The 14,122-nt window shown below is 58.9% G+C and carries 11 protein-coding genes and 1 pseudogene; all 12 read left to right on the top strand.

What is annotated here, in order from left to right; all coding sequences use genetic code 11:
* The first annotated feature begins 1,432 nt into the window (after positions 1 to 1,432).
* The 12 genes and pseudogenes from rpmG to rpsG all read left to right on the top strand — a co-directional run bounded on the left by rpmG (position 1,433) and on the right by rpsG (position 14,080).
* Positions 1,433 to 1,582, top strand: coding sequence for a 50S ribosomal protein L33 (rpmG, locus tag VB144_06235; GenBank protein MEA4883242.1), 150 nt, complete (start codon positions 1,433 to 1,435; stop codon positions 1,580 to 1,582).
* A gap of 41 nt (positions 1,583 to 1,623) precedes the next feature.
* Entirely contained in the window at positions 1,624 to 1,863 is a 240-nt protein-coding gene (gene secE, locus VB144_06230) for a preprotein translocase subunit SecE (GenBank protein ID MEA4883241.1), read from the top strand.
* A complete protein-coding gene (gene nusG / locus VB144_06225; protein ID MEA4883240.1) occupies positions 1,860 to 2,414 on the top strand; it encodes a transcription termination/antitermination protein NusG in 555 nt (184 codons plus the stop codon). Before secE ends, nusG begins: the two co-directional genes overlap by 4 nt.
* Positions 2,415 to 2,442: 28 nt before the next feature.
* On the top strand, positions 2,443 to 2,871 hold the full coding sequence (gene rplK, locus VB144_06220) for a 50S ribosomal protein L11 (protein ID MEA4883239.1): 429 nt from the start codon (positions 2,443 to 2,445) through the stop codon (positions 2,869 to 2,871).
* A gap of 59 nt (positions 2,872 to 2,930) precedes the next feature.
* The gene (rplA, locus tag VB144_06215; protein MEA4883238.1) at positions 2,931 to 3,641 is read left to right on the top strand and encodes a 50S ribosomal protein L1; all 711 of its coding nucleotides are present in this window, start codon (positions 2,931 to 2,933) and stop codon (positions 3,639 to 3,641) included.
* Between the two features lie 259 nt (positions 3,642 to 3,900).
* Positions 3,901 to 4,452, top strand: a complete 552-nt coding sequence (gene rplJ / locus VB144_06210; protein MEA4883237.1) for a 50S ribosomal protein L10 — start codon at positions 3,901 to 3,903, stop codon at positions 4,450 to 4,452.
* Between the two features lie 17 nt (positions 4,453 to 4,469).
* Complete coding sequence (gene rplL / locus VB144_06205; GenBank protein ID MEA4883236.1) at positions 4,470 to 4,844, top strand: 50S ribosomal protein L7/L12; 375 nt, start codon at positions 4,470 to 4,472, stop codon at positions 4,842 to 4,844.
* A gap of 391 nt (positions 4,845 to 5,235) precedes the next feature.
* On the top strand, positions 5,236 to 8,958 hold the full coding sequence (rpoB, locus tag VB144_06200) for a DNA-directed RNA polymerase subunit beta (protein ID MEA4883235.1): 3,723 nt from the start codon (positions 5,236 to 5,238) through the stop codon (positions 8,956 to 8,958).
* Positions 8,958 to 12,587 (top strand): annotated as a pseudogene (gene rpoC / locus VB144_06195) (DNA-directed RNA polymerase subunit beta'). The gene rpoB and the pseudogene rpoC overlap by 1 nt, the downstream one beginning before the upstream one ends.
* 246 nt (positions 12,588 to 12,833) lie before the next feature.
* On the top strand, positions 12,834 to 13,082 hold the full coding sequence (locus VB144_06190; protein MEA4883234.1) for a ribosomal L7Ae/L30e/S12e/Gadd45 family protein: 249 nt from the start codon (positions 12,834 to 12,836) through the stop codon (positions 13,080 to 13,082).
* Between the two features lie 78 nt (positions 13,083 to 13,160).
* Positions 13,161 to 13,574, top strand: a complete 414-nt coding sequence (gene rpsL, locus VB144_06185; protein MEA4883233.1) for a 30S ribosomal protein S12 — start codon at positions 13,161 to 13,163, stop codon at positions 13,572 to 13,574.
* A gap of 35 nt (positions 13,575 to 13,609) precedes the next feature.
* The gene (rpsG, locus tag VB144_06180; GenBank protein MEA4883232.1) at positions 13,610 to 14,080 is read left to right on the top strand and encodes a 30S ribosomal protein S7; all 471 of its coding nucleotides are present in this window, start codon (positions 13,610 to 13,612) and stop codon (positions 14,078 to 14,080) included.
* Positions 14,081 to 14,122: the final 42 nt, after the last annotated feature.

The following is a 14,122-nucleotide window of genomic DNA, read 5'->3' as shown; positions in this document are numbered from 1 at the left end:
CGGCGATCTGCTCGCGATCCACTGACGGCGCTCAGCCGCGCCTCGACGGTGCACATCCTGGGTCCGGGCGGAGTTTCCCATTTTTGAGCGCGAGCCGCCGGAAAATCCTCACGGATGAGAATCTCCACCCGTCGTTTCGCTCAAAAATGAGAATCCCGGCGCAGCTGCCTGCGACTGCTCGCTCGAACAAGTGCGAGAGCATAGTCGGTAGGCGGCGCCGTCGCGCCGCCTTTCCTTTACGTCCAGCTACGCACGTTGTGCCCCCCCCGGGTATCCTGGCGACGGCGATCTGCTCGCGATCCACTGACGGCGCTCAGCCGCGCCTCGACGGTGCACATCCTGGGTCCGGGCGGAGTTTCCCATTTTTGAGCGCGAGCCGCCGGAAAATCCTCACGGATGAGAATCTCCACCCGTCGTTTCGCACAAAAATGAGAATCCCGGCGCAGCCGTCCGCGACTGCTCGCCCGAACAAGTGCGGGAGCATAGTCGGTAGGCGGCGCCGCCGCGCCGCCTTTCCTTTACGTCCAGCTACGCGCGTTGTGCCCCCGCGGGCATCCTGGCAACGGCGATCTGCTCGCGATCCACTGACGGCGCTCAGCCACGCCTCGACGGTGCACGTCCTGGGTCCGGGCGGAGTTTCCCATTTTTGAGCGCGAGCCGCCGGAGAATCCTCACGGATGAGAATCTGCATCTCCGATTTACCCAAAAATGAGAATTCCACCCCGTCCCCCGCGATTGCTCGCCCGTACAAGCGCAGGCGGATGCTGGATATGGGGCCCTGGGCGCTCAACCACTCAGTTCTTGCTGCAGCCCAGAGTTCGCTGGATACTTTGTACCTGAGGCATTGCCCTGGCATCGCGTAGGGCAACGTCTCGCACACCGGGAGAAAGTCGCCGAACAGGAGGCGCTCGAAAACGGGCGCAAACTAGGGCATTACTGCGATACGCTACGACTCGCAGAGATGTGATGAGGTTTTCTCCGGAGTCAAGGTTTCGGACCGCTCTGCGTCCAGCTTGCACTTGGATACCGTGTTGGGTGTGCAACGCGCGCGAATCCGAGAGGGAATTGAGATGGGGCCCTGTGTTCAAGTGAAAGAACTCGCGTCTCTATTCAGTCAAGGGTGCGAGAATGGGTAACAGTGTCAGCGTGCGACGCCGTCGAAGCTCCATCGATGGCGATTCGAGGATCGCAGTGCCAGAATTGTTGGCGGTCCTGTGCGCCCTGCGCGCGATCCACAGGAGGTATCGACCGACTGTAGGTTGACGCGGCGCCGCTCGGCCGCTCGCCCAGCCGTTGACAGCCTAACGCAGGTGTGGTAACGTCTAAAAGTGACTGAAAGTGCGCCCCCACGCTGAGGGGCGCTATTCGCGCCCCTGGTCCCGAGCTGGAAGGGGAGCACGGACGAGGGTTCAAACGAGGGAGGTCCAACGACATGCGGGAAGGCATCACCCTCCAGTGTACGGAGTGCAAGAACCGCAACTACCAGACCACAAAGAACAAGAAGAACGACCCAGACAGGATCGAGCGAAAGAAGTACTGCAAGTTCTGCAGGGCGCAGACTTTACACAAGGAAACGCGCTAGGATATAATCTAGACGTGTTTCACAGGGGAGGGATCCAAACCATGGCTACAGAGGCCAAACCGACTCTCCTCGCGCGCGCCCAGGGCTGGTTCGCTGGGATCGGCAAGTACCTGAGGGAGGTCCGGGCCGAGTTCAAACGAGTACAGTGGCCGAACAGGAAGGAACTCATGTCCTATACCATCGCCGTCGTGGTGTACGTGTTCATCGTTGCAGTGTTCCTTGGGGTTATCGATCTGGGTCTCTCGGCCCTCGTCAACAGGGTATTCGGGACGGCTGCATGAGCGACATGAGCACTGACATGCCCGGCGAAGGTGTAGCTTGGTTCGTGGTTCACACGGCCACCGGCTATGAGAACAAGGTGAAGGCGAATCTCGAGCGCCGCGTAAAGACCATGGAGAAGGAAGATAAGATCTTCCGCGTTCTCATACCCACTGAGGACGAAGTCGAGTACAAAGACGGCAAGAAGAAGGTCGTCAAGCGCAAGAAATACCCTGGGTACGTGCTGGTCGAGATGCTCATGACTGATGACTCGTGGCACGTGGTCAGAAACACTCCTGGGGTCACAGGATTCGTCGGATCAGGCAATAAGCCTACTCCCCTTACCGACGGTGAGACCCATGTGATCCTGCAGGAGATGGGTATGGAAGAAGTCAAGCCCAAGGTGGATTTCGAGGTGGGCGAGACGGTCCGGGTGATGTCCGGTCCGTTCCAGAACTTCTCCGGCGCCGTCCAGGAAGTCAACCAGGAACGGGGCAAACTGCGCGTAGCTGTGTCCATGTTTGGACGCGAGACCCCGGTTGAACTCGATTTTTCGCAGGTGGAGAAGTACTAGCGTTCACTTCGAAAGGAGGTGTCAGCGTATGGCGAAGAAAGTCACAGCCATGGTTAAGCTGCAGCTGAACGCGGGGAAGGCAACTCCTGCTCCGCCAGTAGGTCCTGTGCTTGCTCCTACAGGCATCAACATCGTTGAGTTCTGCAAGAACTTTAACTCAAAAACTGCCGACCAGGTTGGGACGATCATCCCAGTGGAAGTCACCGTGTTCGACGATCGCTCGTACACACTGGTGCTGAAAACTCCCCCGGTGTCGTTCCTGATCAAGCGCGCGTTGGGCGTGGAGTCAGGCTCCGGTGAGCCCAACAAAACCAAGGTGGGCACGCTCTCCCGCGAGAAGGTTAGAGAGATAGCCCAGGTGAAGATGCAGGACCTTAACGCCAATGACATCGAAGCAGCCATGAGCCTAGTTGCTGGAAGCGCCCGAAGCATGGGCGTCGAAGTGGCCGATGAGTAGGTAGGCCACGGATCGTGGGAGGATCAACTCCGCTACTACCACGAGGGGGGAATTCATGAATGCCTAACAGAGGCAAGCGGTATCAGGACGCATCCAAGTTGGTTGACAGAGCGAAACTCTACGAACCTGCTGAGGCCATCAAGCTCCTAGGGGAGGTGGCTAAGGCGAAGTTCGATGAGACCATCGAAGCCCACGTTCGTTTGGGGGTCGACCCCCGCCGGTCTGACCAACAGGTCAGAGGCGCGGTAGTGCTGCCATACGGAACCGGCAAGTCCAAGAAGGTTGTGGTCTTCGCCAAGGGCGAGAAGGCCAAGGAGGCCGAGGACGCCGGCGCCGACTACGTGGGTGCAGAAGACCTGGCTGAGAAGATCAGAGGCGGATGGCTCGACTTCGACGTGACAGTCGCAACCCCCGACCTCATGGGCGTCCTCGGCAAGCTCGGTAAGATCCTAGGCCCTAAGGGCCTCATGCCGAACCCGAAAACCGGCACGGTCACCTTCGACATCGCCAGAGCGGTGAACGAGATCAAGGCCGGCAAGGTTGAGTATAGGGTCGACAAGACCGGGATCGTGCATGTGCCGGTTGGGAAGGCTTCATTCGGTGAGGAGAAACTCACCGCGAACGTCGCCACCCTTATGGAGGCGATCGTTAAGGCCCGTCCTGCAGCGGCCAAAGGCACTTACCTGAAGAGCGTGACCATCGCGTCCACGATGGGCCCTGGGATTCACGTGAACCCGCAGTCGGTCGCGGGTATGTCTGTCGAGAAGTAGCGGGCGTTTGCCCATGACAATAGAAAGACGCACCTGGCCCAAGACAGCAGGCGCACGTGCTCAGGGGCTATGCCCCGAGGCGCAGCTTAATGGATGCGGCGTCCAACTGGATGCGCGATCCGCCTGCCGAGGTCGGAGGATGGCGATATATCCCGTCACACACGGGACCTCCGGCCGCACGTGCAGAGGTCCCTTTCTGTTGTCCAGGTAGGCGGCAGTCAGGCTGCCGTAATTGTGCGGATGGAATGGAGGTGCAAACGTGCCTACACCAGAGAAAGCCAAGACCATCGAGGAGCTCGAAGCTAAGCTGTCGTCAGCTAGTAGTGCGGTTCTGGCCGATTTTCGCGGGCTCTCCGTTGGACAAGTCACCAAGCTGCGGCGGAAGCTATTGGAGGTCGGGGTTGACTACAAGGTCTACAAGAACACCCTCATACGGATCGCAGCCGGAAGGGTCGGAGTGAACGGGCTTGACCACTATCTAGAGGGACCGACGGCATTGGCCTTCGGTCATAAGGATCCAGTGGCTCCAGCCAGGATCCTAGTGGACTTCGCCAAGGAGACCAAGATCCTTGCCATAAAGGGTGGAATCCTCAAGGGTTCTGCCATCGGCAAGGAGCAGGTGATGCAACTTGCGGCGCTTCCGTCGCGCGAGGTGCTAATTGGGACACTCCTCGGAGTGATGCAGTCGCCCATGGCTGGGCTCGTGAACGTGCTATCCGGCCCTGCGCGTAAGCTAGTATGGACCCTAGAGGCTGTTAGGAAGCAAAAGGAAGAGGCCGGCGGCGGAGCTTCTGCCGTCGAGGCTCAGTAAGAGGGAGGAACCACCCGATGAATATGGAAGAGATCCTTGCCGCTATTGAATCCATGAACGTTCTTGAGCTCTCCGACCTGGTGAAGGCCCTTGAGGAGAAGTTCGGAGTGAGCGCCGCGATGCCGATGGCAGTCGCCGCCGCCCCTGCTGCCGCTGGCCCTGCCGTTGAGGTGGAGGAGAAGACCGAGTTCGACGTGATCCTCATCAGTGCCGGAGACAAGAAGATCCCCGTGCTCAAGGTCGTCCGCGAGCTCACCGGGCTCGGCCTGAAGGAAGCTAAGGACCTAGTCGACAACGCCCCCAAGCCCGTGAAGGAGGGCGTCAAGAAGGAAGAGGCCGAGGAGATAAAGAAGAAGCTCGCCGAGGCTGGGGCCCAGATCGAGATCAAGTAATCATCACTCATGGGCATGCGTCGGGATGCTGCTTCCGGGCCAGACTGCAGCTTCGGCTCGGAGATGGTCCGGAAGCCCCCCCGACTTCCTCTGGTTTGGCGTCGATCTGAGCTCAGTTGGGGCTGGAACGTGCAATTGTCCGTTCCTTGGGTCACGTTCCTGGGGTTGACCGCCGTCCCCGTTTGTGATAACATAGGTTATTGTCACAAGGGGACAGCATGTCGATCCCCTAGGATCATCAAGCATAAGGGGACAAGGAAACACGCATGCTACTTAGAGGTTTGATCTAATTCTTTCAGCGCGGATATGACTGGAGGGAGGAGCCAAAAGTCAGCAAGGTCCGCGCTATTCGTTATGCCCGGGAATCATACAAGGAAGCAGGGTGGGTAGCATGGACATTGCGGAGAGACCGGTGAGGCGGGAGAGGCACTCGTTTTCGAAGATACCGGACGTGCTTGAGGTTCCTAACCTCATTGAGATCCAGCAGAAGTCCTACCGGTGGTTTCTCGATGAGGGGCTGCTAGAGACGTTTCATGACATCTCGCCAGTCCAGGATTTCACCGGGAACCTAGTCCTTGAGTTCACCGGGTACTCGCTCGGGGAGCCTAAGTACGAAGAGGAAGAGTGCAAGCAGCGGGACGTGACGTTTGCGGCTCCTTTGAAGGTGAAGGTAAGGCTCATCAACAAGGAGACTGGAGAGGTCAAGGAACAGGAAGTGTTCATGGGCGACTTCCCCCTAATGACCGATAAGGGCACCTTCGTCATAAATGGGGCGGAGCGGGTAATAGTCAGCCAGCTTGTTAGGTCCCCTGGCGCCTACTTCGATGCTGCAAAGGACACTTCCGGGAAGACCATCTACACAGCCAGCATAATTCCCAACCGCGGCGCGTGGCTCGAGTTTGAGACTGACGCGTCGGGGGTGGCATGGGTTAAGGTGGACCGCACCAGGAGAATCCCCGTAACGGTGCTTCTGCGCGCGCTCGGATATGGCACCACCCAGAAGATCATGGACCTGTTCGGCGAGAATGAGTTCATCCTCAATACGCTCGAGCGCGACAGCTCGAACAGTGAAGATGAGGCCCTTGTGGAGATCTACAAGAGGCTGCGCCCAGGGGAGCCTCCTGCCGTGGAGAGTGCGAGATCCCTGTTTGAGTCGCTTTTCTTCGACCCCAAGAGGTACGATCTGGCAGGCGTAGGCCGCTACAAGCTGAACAAGAAACTTGAGCTGGCTGACAGGCTCATAGGGCAAACTGTCTCCCGTGCGATAGGCGATCCTGCGTCCGGCCTTTCGGTTGACACCGACACCGGGGAGATCCGCGGCGTCGGGATCGATCCAAACACCGGGGAGATCCTCGGAACGCCGACCGGAAACGTAGTCGAAGCCGAGGAGCGCGTTACCGCGCGGAAAGCGGAACTCATCCGTGACCTGGAGCACCGTATCCATTTCACTGAGGCGTACGTTGGTCCGGCTGATGGATCCCGCGATGAAGTCAAGATACTTGGAAACGGATACAGGGTTGCTGACGTCAAGGTGATCACTCCTCAGGACGTGGTCGCCGCGGTCAGCTATCTGATCAACTTGCAGCACGGCATCGGTGTCACTGACGACATCGACCACCTTGGCAACAGGAGGCTCAAGTCAGTAGGCGAGCTCCTCCAGAACCAGTTCAGGATAGGGCTTTCCCGTATGGAGCGAGTGATACGGGAGCGCATGACCATTCAGGACGTCGAGGCTGTCACTCCGCAGGCGCTGATCAACATCAGGCCGGTTGTGGCGTCGATCAAGGAGTTCTTCGGGTCAAGCCAGCTCTCGCAGTTCATGGACCAGACCAATCCCCTCGCAGAGCTCACTCACAAGCGCCGCCTCTCGGCTCTGGGGCCCGGCGGCCTTTCGCGAGAGCGGGCAGGGTTCGACGTCCGCGACGTGCACCACTCTCACTATGGACGGATGTGCCCTATCGAGACACCTGAAGGCCCCAACATCGGCCTGATCGGCTCGCTGTGCACTTACGCCAGGATAAACGAGTATGGGTTCATCGAGACCCCATATCGCAAGGTTGAGAACGGTCGAGCCACGAACGAGATCAGATATCTCACGGCCGACGTTGAAGACAGATACGTAGTAGCCCAGGCCAACGAACTCCTCGACGATGAAGGGTTCTTCGTGAATCCGAGAGCTGCGTGCCGGCTGAAAGACGACATCGTGATCGTGCCGGCAGAGCAAGTCGACTACATGGACGTGGCGCCCAAGCAGTTGGTGTCGATTGCCACCGCCCTGATCCCGTTCCTTGAGAATGATGATGCTGGACGCGCCCTTATGGGCTCGAACATGCAGCGCCAAGCGGTCCCGCTGATCAGGACCGAGGCGCCGTATGTAGGCACGGGAATGGAATACAAGGCTGCTGTCGACTCCGGAATAGTGGTCGTCGCGAAACACTCAGGTTATGTGCGTGAGGCATGTGCCGACTACGTGCGGGTTGTGACTGATGAAGGGCGTGTCGAGGAGTACAGGCTCATGAAGTTCGCCCGGTCCAACCAGGGCACATGCATGAACCAGAAGCCCGTGGTTCCATGCGGGCAGCGGGTGGAGCGCGGCGACGTGCTCGCCGATGGCCCATCCACTGATCACGGGGAGATGGCTCTAGGACGCAACGTGCTGGTGGCCTTCATGCCGTGGGAAGGCTACAACTACGAAGATGCTATCCTGATTTCGGAGAAGCTTGTGATGGGGGACGTGTTTACGTCCATCCACATAGAGGAATACGAATCAGAGGCCCGTGACACCAAGCTCGGACCTGAGGAGATCACCAGGGACATACCGAACACCGGAGAAGATGCTCTGAAGGACCTTGACGAGCGGGGCATTATCCGCGTCGGAGCCGAGGTAAGAACCGGCGACATCCTAGTGGGTAAGGTTACACCCAAGGGTGAAACGGAGCTTACTCCAGAGGAGAGGCTTCTCCGGGCGATATTCGGAGAGAAGGCCCGCGAAGTGCGGGACACATCTCTTCGGGTTCCCCACGGTGAGGCAGGCAAGGTCGTAGCAGTCCACGTGTTCTCCCGGGAGAACGGTGATGAGCTGGGCCCCGGTGTGAACAAGCTTGTTCGCGTGTATGTTGCTCAGAAACGCAAGGTATCGGAAGGCGACAAGATGGCGGGGCGCCACGGAAACAAGGGCGTCATCGCCAGGATAATGCCAGAGGAGGATATGCCGTTCCTCCCTGATGGCCGGCCAATCCAGGTGGTGCTGAACCCATTGGGCGTTCCGTCTCGAATGAACATAGGCCAGGTGCTCGAGACCCATCTTGGGTGGGCTGCGGGCGCTATGGGCGTCTACATGGCTACCCCCGTGTTCGATGGTGCACACGAGCCGGATATCACCGAGATGTTCAGGAAAGCGGGCCTTCCGGAAAGCGGGAAGACCGTGTTGTACGACGGAAGGACTGGTGAACCCTTCGACCGGGAGATCACCGTCGGCTACTCGTATCTGATGAAACTCCTGCACTTGGTGGACGACAAGATACACGCTCGGTCCACTGGCCCATACTCTCTGGTCACACAGCAGCCCCTCGGGGGCAAGGCGCAATTCGGAGGCCAGAGGTTCGGAGAGATGGAGGTCTGGGCGCTCGAGGCTTACGGTGCTGCCTACACCCTGCAGGAACTGCTCACTGTCAAGTCCGACGATATCGTCGGCCGGGTGAAAACTTACGAGGCGATAGTGAAGGGCGATAACGTGCCTGAGCCTGGCGTGCCTGAGGCCTTCAAGGTCCTCATCAAGGAACTGCAGAGCCTGTGCCTTGACGTGAAGGTATTCGGCGAGGGTGATCGAGAGATCGAGATCAGGGAGACGGATGACGACGTATCAGACGACGACATAAACAAGACAGCACGAGAGCTGGGAATAGACATCGGCAACAGGTCCGACCGGATCGAGAACCGCTCTGAGACGGCGAGGCATGAGGAGCCGGCAGCGGATGTGAAAACTTCGGAGGAGGAGTATGCCGAGGAGGAGACTGTGGAGGATGCAGATGACATCCTCGATGTCTCTCTGGAGCCGAGCACTGACTCCGCAGGCGACATCGGACCCGACGGCGATGAAGGGGGGAGAGCCTGATGCTGGACGTCAACGATTTTGACCGGATCAGGATAGGGATGGCGTCGCCGGAGCAGATCCGCGCGTGGTCGAGCGGCGAGGTGAAGAAGCCGGAAACCATCAACTATCGAACTCTCAAGCCCGAACGTGAGGGACTCTTCTGTGAGAAGATATTCGGCCCCCAGCGCGACTGGGAGTGCCACTGCGGAAAGTACAAGAGAGTCAGATACAAGGGCGTAGTGTGCGATAGGTGCGGTGTGGAGGTAACCAAGGCGAAGGTCCGCCGTGAGCGCCTGGGCCACATTGAGCTTGCTGCGCCGGTGTCGCACATCTGGTACTTCAAAGGAATACCCAGCCGCATGGGCCTTCTGCTCGATATGTCGCCAAGGGCCCTTGAGAAGGTCATATACTTCGCTTCGTACATTGTCACCGACCCTGGAGATACTCCCCTTGCGAAGAAGCAGCTGCTCACGGAGCCTGAGTACAGGGAGTACCGCGAGAAATACGGGCAGCTTTTCAGGGCCATGATGGGCGCGGAGGCGATTCAGGAACTCCTCCGCGAGATCGATCTAGTTGAGCTCGCTCAGGAGCTGAGGGATGAGACCGACAAGACCAGCGGGCAACGACGGGTGAGGGCAATCAGGCGGCTTGAAGTGGCGGAGGCCTTCAGGAAATCGCAGAACCGGCCGGAGTGGATGATCCTTGAGGTGATTCCTGTGATCCCGCCGGATCTCAGGCCCATGGTCCAGCTAGATGGCGGCAGGTTCGCCACGAGCGACCTGAACGATCTGTACAGGCGAGTCATCAACAGAAACAATAGGCTGAAGAAGCTGCTTGAGCTTCAGGCGCCTGACATCATCGTACGGAACGAGAAGCGCATGCTGCAGGAGGCAGTCGACGCCCTTATAGATAACGGACGCCGTGGCCGGCCAGTAACAGGTCCGGGCAACCGCCCGCTCAAGTCCGTCTCCGACCTACTCAAGGGGAAGCAGGGACGTTTCCGTCAGAATCTCCTTGGCAAGCGTGTTGACTACTCCGGCCGTTCCGTGATCGTGGTAGGGCCGTCTCTGAAACTGCACCAGTGCGGTCTTCCGAAAGAGATGGCGTTGGAGCTTTTCAAGCCTTTCGTGATGAAGCGCCTTGTGGACCGGGGCCATGCCCACAACATCAAGAGCGCGAAGCGGATGGTTGAGAGGGTGAGGCCTGAGGTGTGGGATGTCCTCGAAGAGGTCATCTCGGAGCATCCGGTGCTTTTGAACCGTGCTCCCACCCTTCATCGACTGGGCATACAGGCGTTCGAACCAGTGCTGGTGGAGGGCAGGGCCATACAGATACATCCGTTGGTATGCACTGCGTATAACGCGGACTTCGACGGCGACCAGATGGCCGTGCACGTGCCTCTTTCCGCGGAAGCACAGGCCGAGGCGAGGCTTCTGATGTTCTCCGTCAACAATATCCTGTCGCCTGCCCATGGCGGTCCGGTGGCAACCCCCACGCAGGACATGGTTCTCGGTTGCTACTATCTGACGTTCGAGCGGATTGGAGCCAAGGGCGAGGGCAAGGCATTCCACTCTCCTGAGGCCGCGAAGGCGGCGTACGATGCCGGGATTGTGGCCCTACAGAGCAGAATTGTGGTGCGGATCCCAAAGGAGAAACTACTCTACGGAGCTGAAGAGGCCGGCACTCGCAGGATGGTCACTACCGTGGGGAGGCTCATATTCAACGAAGTGCTTCCTGACGATTTCCCCTATGTGAACTCGGCGAAGAAGACGTTCGGCCCTGAGCTTTCCGAGGGCGACTTCCTGAAGAGGGGAGTGTCGATCACTGAGTATCTCAGGACGAGCGACAGGAAGCGCGATCCCGCTACGAAAGGCTTCCTGAACAAACTGGTCGGAGCGGTGAGGCGCAAGTATGGGAATGCACGGACCGCGGATGTGCTCGACGCAGTGAAGCGGTTGGGCTTCCACTATGCGACCGTGTCAGGCACCACTGTCGGAATTGAGGATGTGGCCATACCGCCCTCAAAGCCTGAGATCGTCGGCGAGGCAGAGAAGCGAGTGGAGCAGATCGAGAGCCAGTACAGGCGTGGCCTGCTCCTCGAGGACGAGAAGTACAATCTGATCATCGATGCTTGGACTGAGGCGCGCACTAAGGTCCAGAAGGCCATGGAAGACAACATCAACCCGGAGATCCTCATGAAGAAACTCCAGAAGGCGCAGCTGAGCAACCCGGACGCGCCTACCGAGTTCAAGGTGAGAGAGATCAACCCAGTGTACATGATGGCCACGTCAGGAGCACGAGGCAATGTGCAGCAGCTCAACCAGCTAGCTGGCATGAGGGGCCTTGTGGCGGATCCGTCGGGCCGCACCATCGACGTGCCCATAAAGGCCAACTTCCGTGAAGGGCTGAACGTTCTGGAGTACTTCATCTCCACGCACGGAACCCGCAAAGGCCTGGCAGACACGGCTCTCAGAACCGCAGACTCCGGGTACCTTACCAGAAGGCTTGTGGATGTGGCGCAGGACGTAATCGTCCGCGAAGAGGATTGCGGAACAACAGAGGGCATCGAAACCACTGACCTTATCGAGGGCGACAGCGTGATTGAATCCTTCGCGGAGCGGCTTATTGGCAGGGTGAGTATGGCCGATTGCATCGCCCCCAGCACGGGTGAGGTCATAGTCCGCGCCAATGAGATGATAGACGAGGATCAGGCTGAGGCGATCGCCTCAGCGGGGTTCAAGTCCTGGATGATCCGTTCGGTTCTCAAGTGTAAAACCCGCTATGGTGTGTGCGCGAAGTGCTATGGACGAAACTTGGCCACTGGCAACCTGGTGGAGGTGGGCGAGGCAGTTGGAACGATCGCTGCGCAGTCCATCGGCGAGCCAGGCACACAGCTTACGATGAGGACCTTCCACACCGGGGGCGTCGCAGGCGACGACATCACGAGAGGCCTTCCGCGAGTGGAGGAGCTGTTCGAGGCCAGAAAGCCCAAGGGCCTGGCGGTTGTTACAGAGCATGATGGCGTTGTTTCCATTGTGGAATCGAAAGGAAACCGAAAGACCGTGGTCACTACCGACTCAGGTGAGCACCACGACTACACGGTGCCATTCGGAGCAAGGTTGGAAGTCCGCGACGGCCAGCGAGTGGAGGCTGGGGACAAGATCACTGAGGGTTCCCTGAATCCCCACGACATTCTGCGGATTCGCGGCCCCCTAGCTGTTCAGCAGTATGTGGTCAGAGAGGTGCAGGACGTCTACCGCTCGCAGGGTGTTGAGATCAACGACAAGCATATCGAGGTAGTGGTGCGGCAGATGATGCGCAAGGTCAAGGTGGAGGATTCGGGCGGCACCGACCGGCTGCCAGGCGAGGTAGTCGACATATTCGAGCTCAACGAGGTCAATGACCTGATGAAGGCGAATGGGCTTGCGATTGCGGAGGCCAAACCAGTTCTGCTAGGAGTCACTAAGGCGTCGTTGCAGACTGATAGCTTCCTCTCTGCAGCATCGTTCCAGGAGACGACAAGAGTGCTCACTGAAGCCGCCATAAAGGGCAAGGCGGACCGGCTCATAGGACTCAAGGAGAATGTGATCATCGGGAAACTCATCCCCGCTGGCACTGGGATGGCGAAGTACCGGATGGTGAGAGTTTCCGTTGAGCCCGGCGCCAACGACGAGGCTAGCAGGCCAGTGCCCATAGCTGCCAAAGGCGACGAGGTGGAGATAATGGCGGAGATCGAGGTTCCGGCGCTTCCGCCCGGAGAGTTCGGAGCGCCCATGGCGGACCTCGCGAGCAAGCTCGCGCCGCAGCCTTGACACACTTAGCAGCTGATGGTAGAATGTAAAACTGTCTGAGCCACTGCAGTCTGTGGCATGTATCGAAAGGGGCGAAAGCCACTTATGTATGAGGACCTCGCGTCTGCGAAGAGCCGGGTCATTGGCACAAAGCAGACGGTGAGAGCCTTGGAGCGCGGGTGTGCAATGGCTGTGTACGTGGCCATGGATGCCGAAGAACGGGTTATTCGCGGCATCAAAGCACTCTGCTCAAGCAAGGGTATTCCGGTCATCGCAGTCTCGTCCATGGATGAACTTGGCAAGGTGTGCGGGATAGATGTGGGTGCGGCTTCGGCCGCCATACTGCGCGAGTAGATCGCGCCCCTTGCACCACAATGGTGGAAGGGGCGTATCGCGTCCGCAATGTCTGGCTCTAGGAAGGAGGTGGCGCGTGTGCCAACAATCAACCAGCTGGTAAAGAAGGGGCGTGCGACTGCTTCGAGCAAGTCGAAAGCGCCCGCTCTCAGATACCAGTACAACTCCCTCAATCGCAGGTCCAATTATGGCGAGGGCGCTCCACAGCGGAGGGGCGTGTGCACAGTGGTAAGAACCACTACGCCCAAGAAACCCAACTCGGCTCTTCGCAAGATCGCCAGGGTCAGGCTCACGAACGGACTAGAAGTCACAGCTTACATTCCGGGCGTGGGGCATAACCTTCAGGAGCACTCGGTCGTTCTCATCAGGGGCGGTCGTGTGAAGGACGTTCCGGGCGTGAGGTACCATATCGTTCGGGGCACCCTAGACTCCGCTGGGGTCGCGAACAGATGCCAGGGCCGGTCCAAGTACGGGGCCAAGCGCCCGAAGTAATGTAGCAAAGCAAGAGCCCGAGGGGAGGGTATGTGATGCCGAGGAGAGGCACAATTGCGAAGCGCGAGGCGGCTCCTGACCCAGTATACGGGAGCCAGATGGTGTCCGAGTTCATCAACAAGATTATGCTCTCCGGACAGAAGAGCATAGCCGAGGGAATCTTCTACGGAGCCGCTGGGATCATTGAGGCCAAGACGGGCAAGGACCCGTTGGAGACCTTTGATCACGCGCTCAAAAATGTAATGCCGTTGCTCGAAGTCAAGCCGCGACGCGTTGGCGGTGCGACCTACCAGGTGCCGGTGGAAGTAAGGCCGGAGAGACGCAAGGCGTTGGCGCTCAGGTGGATAATCGGCAACTCCAGGAGCCGGGCCGAAAAGACCATGAGCGAGCGTTTCGCAGCAGAAATAATGGACGCCGCGAGCGGAACCGGTGCGTCCGTCAAGAAGAAGGACGACATGCACAAGATGGCCGAAGCCAACAAGGCCTTCGCGCACTACAGGTGGTAGCGCATAGGCGCACTTGGGGACCATTGCACCGCGGAAGGAGTG

The organism is Clostridia bacterium (assembly GCA_034926675.1).
Lineage (GTDB): Bacteria > Bacillota > DTU025 > DTU025 > DTU025 > JAYFQW01.
The sequence above is the reverse complement of the archived record's forward strand: the minus strand, read 5'-3'. Positions and strand labels throughout refer to the sequence as shown.